Raw genomic sequence first — 17,839 nt, 5'->3', positions numbered from 1 at the left:
CAACGTCCTTACGTTATGCCGGCTGCAGGCCGGTCATCGAGCCATAATGCGGCTGGCATGTAGGGCGTCACACATTGACCCCGGTGCTCCCAGCCCCCGTCCGCGGTCGAGCTAGAGCTTGCCGTCCAGCTCGATGAACGGGATGCGGGCGCTGAAGCGCGGACCCGAATCGACGAACGTCCGATCGTCGAACATGTGCGATGGAAGGATCGGCTCCTGTCGGTATGTCGCCGGCATGCGCCGGTCGACCTCTTCGAGATAGGCGACCACCCTGCCCGTTCCGAGCTCGTTGAGTTCGTCTCGCACGAGGCTGAAGTCCGCGCTCCACACCAGGGTGGTGTTCTCGAGTTCCGGCTCCGGCAGCTCGTTCTGCCAATCCTCCTCGGAAGCTGGCTCTGTCAGCTGCGGGGCGCGAAGCGGCGTGCGCAGCAGCCGCCCGTCCGCGCCTTGCGCTTCATGAAAGAGAGCGACCTTCATCTTTGGACGCCGCAGTGTGGCGAAATTGTTGCGCCACTGTCGCTTCTGTTCGTCGCTGCCGACCAGCTCGTCCGGCGGCAGCCGCTTTATATCGATGGAGCCGAGGCCTTTGACGCTGACCTTGAAGCTGGGACCGTCAGGTGATGCCGGCTTGGTCTCCTTTATTTCCGCGCGCCGTTCGGGCAGCAGCTGCATCGTGACGGTGACGGGCTCGGAGGTCGCCAATTCGTTGGAGATCGTCTGCTTCTGGTAGCGTACCAGCCCGAAGCGCACGAACGGCTCGGAGGCGCGTATCGGCTTCAGCTCGATATCGACATACCATTCCTCACGATCGAGATCGAAGTGCGGCTCGAAGGTCAGCAGCGAGACGCGGAGATACTCGTACGCTTGCATCTCGCCGTCGCCTGCCGTGGAAGCGCCGTTCTTCCCGCTTCCCGAGGTGCCGCCATCCGGCGGGCTCGCGCGCGGCACCGGCATCATCACGTCGGCCTCGAATTCCGGTCTATGCGGACCCTGCCCGTTCCGGTCGATGTCGGCGAAGGCTTTCGGCGGGATGAGGTTTCCGCTCTGCGGGCTCTTGTCCTCGCGCACCGGATCGCCGCCCCAACGCGTCACGAAGGCGCCGCCGGCGCCGAGGTCGGCATCGTCGAAATCCGTGAGTTTGAGGGTGCGCTCGTTGAAGGGGATGCGATCGCAGTCGATATCGTCGCTGGACAGGTCCTTGTAGTGGGGCGGCCAGAGCACGATCCCCAGCCGCTCTCCTTCTCCGGAACTGAACCAGCCGCGGCCGAGATAGAGGCGCGTGCGGGCGCGCCTTACGACGTAGCGCAGTTCCGTGCCGTCTTCAGATTCCATCGATCCGCGTTCGATGACGAACGACGGTTCGGGCCGGCGCAAGTCGGGCGCGGCCGGACGCCGGGTCGACTTCAGCCAGACCTCCACCGGCGCGGGACTGGCGACCGTCTGATCGGACCGCTTCAACGGCTGGCGGCGGAACAGCGCCTGTTCCTTGCCGTTGCTGTAGGTCGGCGCCGTCTCGTACGCCGCGGCGAAGCGGGAAACCGATACCAACGAGAGATTGAGTCTGCGGGCCAGCGTGTCCTTGAACGCATAAGGCCGCTCGATCTGAAGCCGCCGTGTCCGGTTCAAGACGTCCAGCGCGTCCGGATGCCGCGCGATCTCGTGCACGATCGGCGCACGCGCCGCCGCGGCCACGAAGAGCGGCGCGAGGCTGACCGACATCATCCGGCCGCTGGATGCCGTGAACAGCTGTTTGTCTGCCTTGCCTTCGGCGACGCAGACGCCTTTGCTGTCCTTTTTCGGCTGCAACAAGGTGCCGATGGCGCCATGGCCCGGCAGATTACCGACGCTGAGCAGCGTCACCGTCTTGCGCGGCAGCTCGACGGCGCCATCGTCCCCAACCTTGAAGCCCACCACGTCAAGGGCCGAAACGTAGGCCTCGGAACCGTTGGGCTGAAGCAGGATCGGCCAGCGACCGGACCGTTTCGAGATCATGCTGCGGCCACGGCTGGCCTGGTCGATCAGCGAGCTGTCGGCGGCGACGATCTCCGCGACGATATGGAAGGATTCGGTGAACTCGAGGTCGATATCGACCTTGCCGTCGAGCAGAAGCCCGGTGGCGTCCCCTTTGTCGGCCAAGGTCGGGGTAAGGGCGGACTCGCATGTTGCCGCGTCGTTCCTGAAGGGCGTCACCGCGCCGTTGAAGACGGCGGCCGTTGCGGGCCTGTTGACCGCATGGCAGACCCGCAGCGAGGTCACGCCCGCAACTTCCTCGATCGCCCATCGAAGCTTCATCGCACCCAGCAGCCGCGCCGAGACTTCATTGATCGTCGCGCGGGCCGGAACCTGTACGCCGCCGAGCCCGGTCAGCTGCTGGAGTTCGCCCGCTTGGCAAAGCTCCGCGATCCCGTCCCCGCAGATCTCCTGTAGTCTGCTCAGGGATCCGGGGTCCGATCGGGCGCAGTCCAACTGGATGGCGATGGTCTCCGGCAGCGAGAAATATTTTGCGAGCGTATCCCTATCGGGCAGACAGGAAACCTCGAGGTCGAAATCCTCCCCCGGAAACAGCATCACGCGAATCACTTGGACCCTGACCCTGCCGCTTTGCTTCTTGGCCTTGATGGCGCCGTCCTTGTCGAGCCAAGCGATCACCGGGTCGCTCGCGATATCCCTGATCTTGGCCGCTTGCGCTGGCCGGGCCTGCGACGCGGTCATACCGCGTTTCTCGACCACGATCACGAGAGGCAGGGCGTTGGGGTACGGCTGATCGGCTTCGTACACTTTCACCGCGATGTGGTCGTCCAGATAGCGATCACTGCCGCGGATCCGGGCGCGGACGCAGTAGATGTCGATCGCCGGATCGGGAAGGTAGCCGACGTCGCGGCGCTTGGTCGTGTTTGCGCCGGGCTCGAACACCGGGATGCCGCGCGAATCCGCGACCGCCGCTGCCGCGACCTGGCGCCGATAGATGGCGCCTCCCGGATCGAGCGTGTCCCGCCGCGCGGTCACCGCCACGGGAAAGCCGCTCGGCTTGACCTGATCGGGCTTAGGTCGGCCGCCTTGGGGCTGGACCGGCGTGTAGGAGACGTCCGTTAGCCCACCGACCCGGGTTCGGATGGCATCGCCGGCGTCGAACTTGCCGTGGCGCGCGACGAGATCGGCGGCGGCCTCGGGTGGGACGATGACGCGCGTGGTACGGTCGGGCGCCGCCCTCGACGCGCCGTCGATGGGGACGCCGTTGATCGGCGCGTCATCGCCGAGCAACTCCGCCTTCGGTGCGCCGGAGCCGTTCCATGAGCGAACGATGGCTTGATCGAGCTGCTCGTAGCCCATCGTTCCCATCGCGCCCAGCTTCGACTGGGCGAGGCTGCTTGGCAGCATGAGCACGGGCGCGGCGATCCTTTCGTGCCGCAGGAAGCGTGTCGGGCGCGCCACCGCGCCGGCGCCGGCGGGAAGCATGGTCTTGTCCGTTGCCTTCTGATCGGTCGCTTCGGGCGAACCGCCGCCGAGGAACATCGAACGGACCTTGAACGCGTACGGAACCCCGAACCGCATCGCCGCGGGCACGTCGACCCCGTCCCTTCCATCCTCCGCGAGGTCGTATTTGCGGCTAAACGGCATCTGGCTGGACGGACGCTCGCCTTCGGCGCCCGAGTCGGTCAGTACGCCGGCCGGCGTTCCGTCCCAGAGGAAGATCGCCTCTTCGGCTATGGCCTCGAAATCGGCCTTGTCGGCCTGCGTCGGCATGAAGCGCGCGGCGACTTGGAATGACACTTCCTCGAGGAGGCCTTTCTTCTTCTTGCTGCCGTGAAAGAGGTCGCCGAGCACGGCTTCCGCGACCGCGTCCTGCGCCTCGAAGTCGAAATCGACGAAGCGGTGCATTAGGCTGCGCCACTGCAGTCCGCCGATGTCGGCGCCGGCGGCGGCGGCGGCGACGTCGACGCGCCGGCCGATGGTCAACTCCTCGGCGTGCAGCACGACGACCGCGTTGCTGTCGCGCACCTGCTTTGTCTGCAGTTCGGCCAGCGCGAGGTCACGGGCGATCTGATCGGCCCTGCCCCGATCGAGAATGGTGAAGCCTCCGGTTTGATGCGACTCGCCGCGGTCGCGTCCCCTCGTCTTGGCGTCCACCGAGCGGCGCAGATCGATCGAGGCGAGGTCGTAGCGCGGCACCCGCATGGTCTTCAGGCCGCCCGAATCATCCGTGCCGGTGACGGTGGTGGTCACTCCGAGCTTCCAGACGCCATGCTCCTGCTCGACGAAATCCGGCATGTTCGCGATGTTGTAGGAGGAGTTCCCGTCCTTGTCCTTCGTTTCGACGATATGCGCCTTGAATGCCGACACGGGCCAGAATCCGTGCGCCGTGTCGAATTCGGCCGCGGTGGCCACCGCCGCACGCGCCTTGCCATGCTCCGGGGGCTTGGTTCCCAGGTGGACGAGGGCGGAGGCGGCGCTGCCTACCACCTTCCGGAGGCTCTCTTCCGGAATATCGAAGTCGAAGGCGAGGCAAAACAGGCGCGACAGGATGGGATCGCCCTGCAAAGAGAAATAGATGCCGCGCATGCGCTGGAACGCGCGCGTGTCCTCGTCCGGCTCCTTGCCGTCCTGCGCCGAGGGCTTACTGCGTTGCAGCCACGTCCCGTAGCGGTGCGTGGCTCGCCGCCTGTCGCGGCCGCTTCTCACGGCGGCGATCGATCCGGTCTTGTCCGGGTCCACCCCCCCGCTCCCTGCGGCCTTGTGAACGACATCCGGCGTCGGCGGCACGATCGGCGCCGGAAGAGCGGCCTTCTCGGCATCCGCTTTGGCCTTGTCCAGATCGGCTTGGCTGACGCTGCCGGGCACGAGCGTCTCCTTGATCCGCAGATGGGTGAAGAGCGTGACGGCGCGTTCCGGGTCGGTGGCTTCCGTCGCCGCGGGGAAGCGCTCCTCCAGCACCTCCAGCTTTTCCGTCTCGTCGTCGACCGCGAAGGCGCCTTTGAACTGCTTGGTCAGCACCCTGGCGGCCCGCACGCCCTCCTCCTCGATGGCGAAATCGCTCTGCCGGATGGGAAGCACGCCCTTCACCGTCACCGCCTGCGTCCCGTCGCCGGAATTGTGGACGATCGCCCCGTCCTTGTCGGTGTTCAGGTTGCCCGAAAAGGCCGCCTGCAAATCGGCGGACCTTTTCGCCCCGTCGAGAGAGGTTGCGATGTCCTGCGCTAACCTTGCCCAGCCGTTCGCGACCCCGGTTTCGAGCGCGCCTTTCCAGAGCGCGCTGATACGTTGCCATCGCGCCTCGCCGGCGAATGCGGTCCGGGCGCTCGCCTTGACGTCCGTCAGCTGCGTCCAGCCCGCCTCGCCGACCTGCGGCAGCGCGGCGGCGGCGATGATCCTGGCGAAGACGGTGGGGCTGCCGCCGTCGAAGGGAGCGATCTTGTCGCGGATCATCCTGGCCACGGCCGCCGGCCAGTCTGAGAACTCGACCGCACCCTCCGCGGCCGTGAGGCCGGGACAATACTCCGGCGTCGCTATCAGCGTGAGCTTGAGGCGGCGTCCCTTGCCTTCCGCCGGCGTCCAGCCGTTCGCCAGGATGCGTAGCAGCGGCCGCACCGGAACCTTCGGTTCGCCCGTCGCCGGCGGACTCACGGCCAGATCGCTCATTGGACCAGCCCCTCGACAAGTTCCGTGTTGAAATAGCGTGCGTAGCGGCTCCACTCGAGCGTTTGATCGGCCGCGGCGACGATGATCGATCCGGTCTTCGACGTCGACCCGGTGGTCATCAAGTCGATGCCGTCGCCGAGCCCGGCGAAGCGCGTCGGCTCGCTGGAGGGCTGCGCGGCCGCGCTTCCGAGCGGCTTCTCCCGCTTGAACGCGGTGATCGAGTAGTCGTAGTCGGCGATGCCGATCGAGAAGGAGAAAGAGAAGATCGCCTCGCCGTACATCTGTCCGCCCTCAGCCCGGCCGAGCCGGACGTAGAGCGAGGTGGCGAAGTGGAAGATCCAGATGCTGGCCGAGCCGCCCGCGAAGAAAGTGCCGTAGATTTCGGTCGTCTTCTTGCCGTCCGCCTTCAGAACCCTGACGAAGACGCCGGCCTGGATGCGGCACTGCGCGGCGAGCGGACCGAAGCCGATCCCGGCGCCGCCGCCGTACTCGAATGACGCCTCGAAGCCGCGCACCCCGTCGGCCGCCGCATAGATGGAGAAGTAGCCGGAGCCGACGAACGGCAGCACGCCCATGGTGAACGGCGAGAGCCGCCGCCCGAGCGAAACCTTAAACAGCGATTCCTCATTGCCGAAGGGCAGTTCCGCCGAGACGTTGAGGGTCACGTTGAAGAACGACGTGACGCCGACGCCGATCGTTCCGAGATTGAGGCTGTAGCCGGCTTCGATGCCTGCGCCGCGCGTCATCGGCTGGACGAAGACGCCGTTGCCGTCCTTGGGCGACAGGTAGCTCTGCAGCTGCTGGGCGAATTTCAGATCCTTGCCGATCTCGAAATCCTGGTAGACCACGTCGAAACGGGCGCTGCTGTTGCTCCGCACCGAGAAGGCGGCGCCGCCGAACTTCAGCCGCAGCGCGTCGATGATGTCGCCGATCAGGAAGATGTCGAATGGGCCGACATGGGCGGATGCCGAGAAATCGGTTTTCTGCTTGAGAAGGTCGACCGAGCCGCGCAGGAGGATACCGAACTCGCCCCCTACCTTAGGCTGGAAGATCGCCCTCGGGCTCGACGCCTTGTCGACGATCGAATTGAAATCGTAGGAGAAGTTGATCTTGGTCGGGATCAGCGCCGCGATCGCGTCCTCGATCTGGTCGCGGAACGCGCCTAGATCGATCGCGGCGAACACCTCGCCGCGCAGCAGGTCCTTGGCGATCCCGCCGGCCTGGTCGATGATGACGAGGGGCGCCGCCTGGCTGCTGCTCCAGCCTTGGAACATCACCGCGACGCGCCTGCGGAGCGCGGGGCGTTTGCCGGCATCGATACCCTTGAAGCCGACTGCCTCGGCCACCACCTTTCGCTCCTGGTCGAGCCGGTCGCAGGCGATCAGCGTGTCGAGCGGCAGCGCCGGATTTTCGACGTTGCAGGCGTCGAGCGGATCGTTTTCCGAAGGCGCCAGACCCAAGATCGGCTGGACCAGCAGCGCACGTCGTACAAACGGGGCAAGCGCCTGGATTGCCGAGGCATTGTCGGCGAGCTCCTTCCTGTAAAGGAGCACCTTGTCATAGGCGTCGGCGATTGTCTTAAACACCGGCTCTAGCCGATTCTCGACCACGATCTTGATCTGCTCGGGAACCCCCTCGATCCGCTGCTTCAAGCCGCGCAGCGCCTTCAGGGCACCCGCCTCGGCGCCTCGAATCTTGTCGGCTGCCTCGCGGTATCCGCCCCCGCTGGCGACAAAATCCGACAGTTTCTCGCCGTTTTTGCTGAGTTCGGCGTCCCGCAGGCCGATGAGCGTGGTCGGCAGCGGTTCCTTCAGCGCGAGGTCGACATAGGCGAGCAAGACATCCCTGACTTTGTCCAGCGCCGCACGGAGATTTGCGCTTTCCGGCGTCAGCGGCAGGCCGAACTTGAGGCTGGCGGCGGCGAGCTTGTCTGCCGCGTCCGCGACCGCCGCGACGCCGTCGGCCGTGCCCGAGACGCTGACGCCGATGAGCTTGAGGGCGAAGTTCACCACTTCCACGAGGTGCGCGACGATCTTTTTCTCCGCGTCCTCTGCTTCTTTCAGGCGCTTCCGCAGCTCATCGAGGTCCATTGAGCTTGGAATGACTTCCTTCACGGCGGCGAAGACGGTGGCGAGCACGACGCCGCCTGTTAGGATGTCCCGCTGCTCGTCGGCAAACTTGGACAACCGGGCCAAAATGGATCGCAGCCGGCCGCCGATGCTTTCGCCGAGCCGCCGCAGCGTGAGCAGGTTCGTGGAAACGGCTTCCACGGAAATCGGATCGGGCTTGCCGAATTCGCTTGCAAGCTGGCGGGCGGCGACGGTCGCATCCACGATGTCGGCATAAAGCCTGCGCAGCGCGTCGATCAGCACGACCCCAAAATCGCCGCCGCCCTCGGGGCCCGCCACGAGCTCCCGCAGCTTGGCCGTGAAAGTCAGGAGCTTCGCTGACGTGAACTGCGGCTTGCCAAAATCGTTGGCATTCTTGTCGATTTCTTTGTCGTTATCTCTGATCTCGCGCGTAACCTGGTTGAGCGTGTCGTCGCCGCCCCCGGCGAAATCGATCAGGATCTTGAGGGCTTCTCCGATATTGAGAAGGAGTGCGTTGCTGGCGATGACGACGTTATTGTCGAGGATCGGCGGCTCCAGGAACGGCGGGGTTCCGGTCTTCAGATTTGCGACGGCGGCGATCTCCCGCAGCAGGATCGCTTTCGCCTCCGGCGTCTGACCGATCAGCGGCGAGAGCACCGCTTCGTGCACGCTCTTCACCGCCGCGCTCAGCGGCGTCTCGATCTCGCCCTTCAGCTTGTCCGTGACCTCCACGACGTTGACGCCGAGCACCTCCTGGGCGAACGCGCCGCTCGCCTGTAGCACGGCCTTCGCGTCACCGTCCTTCACCGCCTTGGCAACTGCACGGCCGTTCTCGATCGCCGTCCGGATGCGGTCGAGTCCGGCAAGCAGCGCCTGCAACTGCGCCGGAGCCAGACCGCCAACGAACTCGGCGAGCGCGCTCTCGAGCTGCGCCTGGAACCGGTCGGCGGCTAGGACGAGGGCGACAACCGCGTTGTCGATCAGCGTCTCCAGATCCTTAGTCGCGCCCGCTTTCGCCTTGGTGGCGGCATCTTGGATTTCGATTTTCGCTGCTGCGATGAGCGGCAAGGTCCGCGTCTTTACGTCGGCTACATAGGCGCGTAGCGCAGCCTCGATCGCGACCTTGATGTCCGTGTTCTTGATCACCGAAAGGATTATGCTCTTGACCACGGCCTCGAGACCGTCGCGCGTCGCCGCCTCCACCTCAGCCTGTAGCTTGGTCGCGATTGTCGAAACGGTGTCCCGGAAGTCCTTGACGGCCTGCCTTGTGTCGCCGGACAACAGGTCCGCCACGCGCTCTAGGTCGGGCGGCAGAACGCCGAGGGGAAGATATTTGCCGACCTCCGACGCCTTATCGGCAGCGATGCCCGACGCGATATTCTTGTAAATCCAGGCGGTGACCACCCCGGCCGCCTCGTCGGCCTTTTCGTTGATCAGCGCTTCCTTGAAGTCCTGAAGCTGCCCGACGATTGCGACCAGCTCGTCGAGCACCTTCGTCAGCGCGATGATGCGCTGCCGCAGACTGCCGATCACGGCCTGCTCGAACCGCGCGATCGGATCGGCGGCGAGGCTGGCCAGCCGCCGGATCAGTTCGCGCGCCGCGGCATGCACGGCCGCGAGCTTGGGCACGAGCGCGAGCGTGTCCTCAGTCGCCAGCGCCTCGTTCAGCGCGGTTTCGACCTTGGAGAGTGCTCCTGTGCCTTGCCCTCCTTTGACCACCGAGGGGCCGTCGATTTCCGGGTAGAGGTCTTTCAGACTGATCGGTTTGACGTCTTGGCTAGGAGTGGTCGGCAGGTCGATCGACTTCGCCTTGAGGTCGTCGTCGAGCTTCGTCCACTTTTCGCGCAGCAGCGCGACGACGTCGCGCAGAGGCGTCAGGACGCGCGTTCGCAAGTCGTTGGCAATGCTGCCGGCTTGTTCATCGGCGGTGCGCGCGGCGGCCGATCCGAATTCCAGAACCTCCTTAAGAGCCGGTATGCTTTCGAGGCTGAGCCCGAGCAGCCACATCATGTCTTTGAGCTTGATCGTGCCGAGCAGCTTGGCGTCGAGGCTGAAGTAGGACTGAATTTGCGCCAGCAGCGCGGCGGCCTTGGCAATCTCGTCGGCAGTTTTGTCCTTATCTTGATCCTCGGCCGGCGAGGTCGGGACGACCCCGTCCTCGTTCGTTTCCGGCTTTTTCGGTTCCGGCCGCGGCACCGCATCGTTGAAATAGGGTGCCAGCGACACCAGCTTGATCTTGCCTGCCAGGTCGACGGAGGGAGGCTTGCCCTTGTCGGGGCCGGCGGTGGTATCGGGATTGGCGATGATGTTGGGGCCGCTTGCGCGCCATGTGAACTCGTCGCCCCCCAGCGGACCGTCGATGCCGACGCCGACATAATACGATTCGGGCCGTGCGATGCCGCCCGACCGGTCCCCATTGTCGTCCATCGTGTGGTGCAGCGGCTCGTCGCGCACATCGAGGAAGATCTGCTTCGGGTTTGCCTTCTTGCCCTCCGGCGCGGGGTGGCCGCGCGGCGTCGCGTCGCCCTTGAGGCCGTAGAGCACGTAATGCCCGTCGAACTGCACGTCGGCGGGTTTCTTACCGCTGCCGCTCATCCGTTCCACGGCGCCCAGCCTGATCGTCGCGTATTCCAGCGACGGATAGAAGGGAGGCTGGCTGGCGCCTTCGAGGACACCGGTGGTCGCGTAGTTGTCGGCTCCCTCCAGTTCGCCCGTCCAGCTCTCAGTGGTCGGGGCGAGCAACCGACCGTGCACGCGGATGTGCATCGTCTCGGTCTCGAACTGCGCCTCGCCCGCCTTGCTGCTGGGTACGTAGTCGATCTTGTGGCCTTGCAAGATAAGCGTCCGGTAGCCCTTGAGCCTATCGGCGAGATCCTTGTCCTCCACCGTTTCAGCGAGATTGCCGTTGTAGAGGTCGGCCGCTTTCTTCAGGGCCTTGCGCGAGGTCGCCGCGACGTTGTCGAGGAAGATCATCGGCAGCGCGGTCGGCGCGCCGTCGATCGCGATCTCGAACTTGCAGAGACCATGCTCGGTGATGTCGGTCCGCGGCCAGAACGCCAGGCCCGGCGCGTCGCCGAGGAAGACCCTGCCGTTCAGCGCGATGGGGCTCGTCTCGTTCGCCGGCGGGCCGATCGTGAAGGTCGGGTCGATGAGATCCGGCGTCTTGTCGGCCAGCAGCCTCACATGCTTGGCGCACCACATGCGCCCGGCATGCGGTTGGCCAAGCGCCCCATAGAGCTTGTCGCGGTCGGCCATGCGCAGGAACATGCGCTGCCGCAGGATCGCCTTGATGCCCTGCTCGGGCGTGCGCAGGAACACCCGCTCGGTCAGCTTGACGAACGACGCCTTGTGGCCGAGCGGCAGCAGGTAGCCCTTGTAGACGACCTCGGTGCGCACGTCGCGGCCGAGCACGATGTCCTGCTGCAGCGTGTCGATCGAGAAGCCTTCGAAAATCTTGCGCCCGTAGACGTCGTCCAGCCCTGCGGAAGGTTTGAAGGCGGTGTCGTGGACGAACGAGCCGCCGAGCGCGGTGAGCGAGAGGGCCTTGACGTTGAGCGGCACCGGCCGGTGCATCGCCTGGTCGTCGTCGGCGTCGAGCAGCGAGAAAGCCTCGCCCGGCTCGATCTGGCCTGAATTGGTGATCAGCGCGCCGCCGCTCTCGACGTTCGTCGCATCGTTGGGGTCCTTCAGTTCGCGTTTGCCGATGACCGGCAGCCCGTACGTCGAAGACAACAGCACGAGCTGGTGCCGGTCGTAGGCGTCGAGCGTGGTTCGGAACAGGCTGTACTCGTCCGACGGCGGCACGCTCACCAGCCCGGCGCGCTCGCACAGCCAGCGGATCAGCCGGAACTTATGCTTCTGCCGCTCCGCCGCCGGGTCCGGGCAGACATAGTCTTTCTCGCCAAGGTCGTCGGTGATACCCGCCGCCGTCAGCTTGCCGCTCTCCATCTGCTCGGGGCCGATGAACCACGGCGCGTACGGCCCGCGCGGCGGCGCGCCCTGCCCGGGCAGCCGCTTCCCGCCCGGCGAACGCTGGCCGCCGAGCGCGGTTAGCCGCAGGTCGGGCGAGGCGACGGCGCGCAGCGAGGGCGTCGCCGCGGACGTGTCCAGGCGCACGGACCACAGGTCGCGCGGCTGCCCGCTCATCGCCGTCTTGCCCGACAGGCCGACGCCTTCCTCGAGCCCCACCGGCGGCGGCACGGCGGGCACGGGCACGGCTTCGCCTTTCTTGGACGTGTAGATTTCGGCCGGAACGCGCCGGTTGGTCCGCCACACCGCGTCCTGGGCGGTCGAGAGGACCAGCCGCGCCGGGATTTCGATCGCGGTTTCGAGATCGAGCGGCTCGCCGGGGAATGGCCGATCGTCGCCGTTTTCCTGCTTGGCGGTGCGTTCGCTCCTCAGCGAGGCGCGCACCTCGGTCATGCGCGCGTCGCCGGTCGTCGGCGCTTCGGTGAAGCCCTGGAACCGCATCAAGGCCTGATCGCTCGGACTGGTCGTTCGGCTGCCCGGAGGCGGCAGCAGGCCAGAGGGCAGCGTCTCGAACAGCTTGCGCGCCCGCTTGGTCACCGCCGGCTCGAAACGGGACCAGTCGGTCAGCGCCTCGAACGTGAACGGGATCGGCAGGAAGCGCGAGCTTCCCGTACCCGGCCGCGCGGGTCCGTCGCCGGAGCTCTTTTCCATGCCCGCCTCGCGCGCGTCGACGCCCGGCGCCGGCTCGCAATCGATCCTGAAGGCGAGCCGCGTCCTGCCCGACAGCCTCGCGCCCAAGACATCCGGAATCCGATCTTTGCCGAGCGCGAAGTCCACGAACTTCTCGACTATCAATTTCTGCAGCGGTTCGATCGCGCCGTAGCCGTCGAAACGGTCGATGTCGGTCAGGAATTCCGACAGATACCCGTTGGTGACCGGCTTGAGCTTGTCGTTCGGCAACGCGAACTTAAGCTTTTTCTCGATCTCCACGGGAGACATGCCTCGGATGGAGAGCGCGACATAGGTGGCGATCTGATCGCGCCAGAAATCGCGGAACACCCCGTACAGCGGCTCGAGCGCTTCCAGGTTCGCCTCGTTGCGCTTGGCGTTGGCGAAGGCGCGGTCCTTCTTTTCCGGATCGGTCGGCTTGGGATCCACGACCGGCAGGAGCTTGCCGAGCTTGTTTAGACTGTCGGCGCTCTTCTTCACGCGCTCGAGCATCGCCAAGACTTCATACCGGACCGCGTCCGGTCCGACGCTGGACATCAAACCGCGCGCGATGGCCATGCCGTCGGGATCGAGCCCGAACGGGCCGATGTAGATGCGCTGGTCTTTCGGCAGGTTGCCCGTCGCGCTCGCGAACGCGTTCGCCATTTGCTTGAAGGGACGCGGCGCGTCCTTCTTGTCTTCTTCCTCCTTGAGAACCTTCTCGTCCCTAATCCGGCCGCGGATCACGACACGCTCGTCGGCATCCTTGGCCTTGGCAAGTTCTTGGAGGATTTGCTCCTTGGTCGTCTTCGCCGTGCCGTCCGGCAGCGGCGGCGGATCGGGGCGGAAGATCGCCTCCTCCAACACGTGCTGCGGATCGAACTCGGCGACCAGCATCGGACGCTTGTCGTCGACGGCGCCGTCGTCGCCGATCCGCACGCGCGCGTCGTCGCGCGCCGGGACAATTCTTGGACCCGGCGCGTGGACCAGAGTGAGGTCGCGGAAACGTAGGCGCAGTTTCATCAGGTCGTAGTCGCGGCCGCAACTCAACGTCGCGCCGGAAAGATCGAACGCCGCGAGGCGCGGCCCCTGCCCCACGGACGGGCCTACCCAGACGAAGCTTGACGCGATCGGCCGGGGATACTCGCCCCCGATCAGCTCCGCGATCTCCGTCCCGTCCTCGTAGGTCAGCCTGAGGTCGGCGTTCTTGAACGCGAGCCTGCTCCAACTGGCGTCCGGCAGCGCGGCGGGCGCCGCGAGCAGCGTCACGTCGAACTGGACGCGGCGCAGGCCGCCTGGAGCGCTCGCGTCGGGTTGGCGATCGTGCAGGACGTAGAGCGTCGCATCCGGTGCGCCACTCCGGTCGCCGCTCGCCATTTGCAGGAAGCGCGCGAGTTCGTCCTTTCCCCTACCCGTCGTTTGCGGCGCTGCCTGTCCCTCGCAGCGGTCGGCGGCCTCGGTCCCGACGGTTACGGCCGAGGGCTGCCCGGCCGGGGCGGCGGAATCAAGCTTGTCGGCTGCCGATCCGCCGCCCTTTTCAACGCCCGTCTTTGCATCGCTCGTCTTTGCGTCGCCATCGGTCTTGGCCTTGGATGGTGTCTTGACCGCCGTCGCCGGCTTGTCGATCCGCAGCCGTCCTACAGGCGAAAGAATGTCGCCGCGGCTCGCCTTGCCGCGCGTGTCGACGGATTTATGGAAGAACGGGCCGACGCCTTCCGAATCGCCCCAAAGGACGTCGCGCACCGCCGGCGACGCCCCCGCTTGCGGCATGCGCGTCTGCGTCAGGGTGAATGCGGAGCCGGCGATGCCGTCCGCGACGACGGCGGCGCCGTCCGCGACGGCGAGCACGCCGGCCCCGGCGGAGACGGCGCACACCACCTGCAGGCGGCTTGGCACGGTTGGAGCCGTTCCGACGATCGCGTCAAGCCGCAGCGCGCATGCGTCGTACGGCCTGAACCTTACGTGATGGCTGGCCCCGTCGCCGATCTCGATCATGCCGGCCGCGTTGCTGATCTCAAGTGTTCCGCCCGCGGCTGAGCCCGCGAAATAGATGATTGCTGCGTCGGGGTTCGTCCCCGGGGCTTTGGTCTGCCCGGCCGCGGCTTCCTTGCCGCCCGTAGCGGTTGCCTGCCCGCCGCCCGTGGCCGCCGTCGTTTCGGCGAGCGTCTTGCGCCAGGCGAAGCTGAAGTCCCGGAAGGAAACCTTGCCGTCGTGGGCGATGAGGCGGGCCGTGTCGAGCCCGGATATCTTCCAGACCAGGTTTCGGTCGAGCATCACCCGGAACACCCCGGACGATGGACGGGCGGAGCCGATCAGCCCGGAGAACATCGCCTTGAGCGTCCCGTCGACGCGCCCCGAGATGATCGTCTCGAACGGTTCCGGCGGGCTGTTGCCGTCGAGGTCGCGCGCGTCGACCCTGGGCTCCGCGGGCATCCCCAGGAACGCCTGGAATTCCGCCGGCTTGCTGCTGATGATCGGGTCGATGCCGCCGCTGCTCTGCAGCCACAGATCGGTCAGATAGGCGATCTGCCACCGCGTTCCCGGTCTGGTGAACACGAAGCCGACGAAGTTGCGTTTCTTGTACGGATCGCCCGGTTTCGGCGGCTTCGGCGCGGGGGGAGCCGCGCCTTTGAAGCGCAGGCCGTACTGGACGTGGCGCACATAGACGCTGCGCTGCGGCGCCGGGGACGGGGCGCAGATGCCGTTGGGAGCCGGCTCGTCCATATCGAAGAAGGCATCCGGGCCGAACGCCGCGGCCGGTATTTCCCACCGGCACGCCATCGTGCGGACACCGGCGTCCGCATCGTCGCCGCAGCCGTTGTCCACCTGCTGCGGGACGACCTTGATCTCCGTGACAGCGAGCGTGCTCAGGTCCGGCGACAGCTCGAATTCAAGGTCGTACCAGGCGTTCTCGCTCGCCCGCGCGGCGCCGCTGTAGAGAATTGGGGAAGCGGCCAGCCCCCCGAGCAGCGCCCGCCGGGTCAGCCGGGGATTGATGATGCTCTGCAGGCCGAGGGGATGGCTCTCGGCGTCGAACACGCCTCGCACGCCACGACCCGGCCCTTTGGATTTCGCCGACATTGATGATCACACCCCTCATCAACCCCATTTCGAACGACGATGCAGTGCAAGACGACCTATCAGTTTACGTCAAAGTAAATCCCCATTGTAGCCGCGCAGCGAATTCAGTCAGGTCACGCACGAATGCGCAAGCATGCTAAACAAGGCAACCCGTGGCAGATTGTTAAGATGGGACGCCAGCGGTGGCTTTGGATCTTCCATGAAACGCTTGACCTCGATCTCCTGCACGGTGACAGCGCTTTGGTCTTCGGCGATGACGAATTCGAGATCGTAGCAGCCAAAAGCCCGCCCAGCAGGCCACGACGCACCATTTTGGGTTTAAGATCTCCTGCCAGCCGACAGGCCGGCTCCGCCCGAGTGGCAGCCCGCCACACTCACGCGACCTGGCCATGACTCCCCCTTTAGTCGTTGACGCTCGAATTTACCCCACCCTTCGTGTCAATTGTTGCGGCGGTGTGCTTCCGCGTCAATACACAAAGTAAAAATATTCGTCGGTCTATTGATCTTAGAGGAAAATACTTGCAGTCTGAAGATGGATAGGAGTTTAAAACTCGTTTTTTCGAAGTGCTCGCGAACCGATTGCTTGCGCGCGCCACGAAGGATTTCGCGAGCCGAATATTCTGTTGCAACGGATTTGCTCGCGCCAGTGCGGGACGCCTTGTTACCTTGGCGTTAGTTGCGCGGTGGGTTCCGAGCGTCAGTGCGTCGAAGAATTTGGAGGCGGACCGAGATGGGATCGTTAAGCATCTGGCATTGGGCGATCGTGCTTGTCCTTATCGTCCTGCTGTTTGGCCGCGGGCGCATCTTGGCCGTGATGGCAGACATGGGCGGTGGCATCGGTGTCTTCAGGCGCGAGTTGCAGCAAAGCGCGAAAGCCGGCAAGCCGGCAGCGCCGAAGGATGTCTCAAAAGCGGAATAGCATCCTGTATCTTGTTCAAACCCGACCGCACGGTCGTTCGAAACGGGGGGATCAGATGTCAGCGCGACGGTTGTTCTTCATTTTGTCGACGTGCCTCGCGTCATATGCGGTCACTGTAGAGAGCTTCGCGCAATGCGCTTGCGGCCCCGATTTCTGTCAGGACGACCCGCGTGTGCCTGGGGTACTTGCAGCGAAAAAGAAGAGCCTCGCGAAGGAGTACCCTGCTCGGCTGGTGGGCTTGATCGAGATCGGCGACCAGTGCGTCGCTCGCATCACGCGTTCGCCCGACATATTCACGATGTGGCTGGTGGGAGACGACGGCTCGAAACGGACGCTCCCCTGGTCGCAGGACAGCGAGGACAGAGCAAATAAGGATCCCGATCTGAAGCGTTTCTGGATCTACAATACCCAACGCGCATTTTCGTGTTGCGGCCAACTCTCCTACGACCAGCAGCCGGATTATGACTCGACCGACGACGTCAATATGTCGACGGCGATCCTGTGCAAAAACGGCGCCTGCGCGAAATAGTTGACGGACAATATTCGGGAGTTTTCGATGTTAACAAGGCGAACCTTTGTCCAAGGCTCGTTATTTCTGCTAGCTTCATCTTTTCCAGCACGGGCTGATCTATACGACGACTACATCAACAGCGTTTCGAAACAGCCTTTCGTTTCGTTCTTCGCCCGCGATGACACTTTGACCGGTCATGCGTTCGTGGCGCTGGGGACTGAACTAGATAACGGTCTCACCGTATACGAGGGCATTTTTGGATACTATCCGGCAGATTCCGGCAAGATGACCATCATCAAAACGTTCGTCGGAACTAAAGGGATCGTCACCTTCAAGGAGAATGATTATCCATCTAAAATCAGGTATCGTAAGAACGTCGACGACGAGACGAAAGAAAAGGCGAAGGCCGTACTTTCTGCCTGGACGTCCAACGATCCGAAATATGCCCTGTTCGGCAATGGCGGCAAGAACTGCAATGCCCTGGTCAAGGAGATTGCCGAGGCCATAGGGTTGAATACGCCGTCGGACAACCCGTCAAGCACGTTTCCCGAAAACTACATTAGGAAGCTGAAGGAGGCCAACCCATAATCGTGTGCGCCTGCGACGTGGACGGCGACCTCCGCCAGTTGGATGTCAATCGGCGCTGGAGGCTTGAATTCGCGTCCGATACGCTTGGCGGATGGCCGCCGCCGCCGAGTCGCCTGCACCATTGACCACGTCAACCGGTAGTGCCTAGCGGCCGTCGAACGAGTGCGAACAAACACTTAACTCGGCATAGAGAAAACGACCGCTTTCGGCGAACGGCCAAATTTGCCTCAATGTCCGATTAGGTGAAGGGTTTCGGGTGCCGGCAGGCGTACGAAAGCCTCTCATGCTGGAACCCGCGGGCCACGTTCGATGGCTATGGGGATTTCGAACTGCGGC

5 protein-coding genes are annotated in these 17,839 nt (G+C 64.8%); 3 read left to right on the top strand and 2 right to left on the bottom strand.

The features are described 5' to 3' along the window. Positions 1 to 111: 111 nt before the first annotated feature. Complete coding sequence (locus BM413_RS21065; protein WP_091916636.1) at positions 112 to 5,637, bottom strand: hypothetical protein; 5,526 nt, start codon at positions 5,635 to 5,637, stop codon at positions 112 to 114. Further along, positions 5,634 to 15,485 (bottom strand): hypothetical protein, encoded by a 9,852-nt coding sequence (locus tag BM413_RS21060; RefSeq protein WP_091916634.1) that lies wholly within the window; start codon positions 15,483 to 15,485, stop codon positions 5,634 to 5,636. Before BM413_RS21060 ends, BM413_RS21065 begins: the two co-directional genes overlap by 4 nt. A 730-nt stretch (positions 15,486 to 16,215) precedes the next feature. Here BM413_RS21060 and BM413_RS21055 point away from each other — a divergent pair. From BM413_RS21055 to BM413_RS21045, 3 genes are read left to right on the top strand one after another with little or no spacing between them, the layout of a single operon-like run. Then, positions 16,216 to 16,404: a twin-arginine translocase TatA/TatE family subunit gene (locus BM413_RS21055; protein WP_091916632.1), complete on the top strand. Its 189-nt coding sequence runs from the start codon at positions 16,216 to 16,218 to the stop codon at positions 16,402 to 16,404. A 55-nt stretch (positions 16,405 to 16,459) separates the two neighbouring features. Then, positions 16,460 to 16,933 carry a hypothetical protein gene (locus BM413_RS21050; protein WP_091916630.1) on the top strand — a complete coding sequence of 158 codons (474 nt, stop codon included), beginning with the start codon at positions 16,460 to 16,462 and terminating at the stop codon, positions 16,931 to 16,933. Beyond that, a complete protein-coding gene (locus BM413_RS21045) occupies positions 16,934 to 17,503 on the top strand; it encodes a hypothetical protein (protein WP_091916628.1) in 570 nt (189 codons plus the stop codon). Positions 17,504 to 17,839: the final 336 nt, after the last annotated feature.

This window comes from Mesorhizobium sp. YR577, assembly GCF_900116595.1.
In the GTDB taxonomy this organism is placed as follows: Bacteria; Pseudomonadota; Alphaproteobacteria; order Rhizobiales; family Rhizobiaceae; genus Mesorhizobium_M.
The sequence above is the reverse complement of the archived record's forward strand: the minus strand, read 5'-3'. Positions and strand labels throughout refer to the sequence as shown.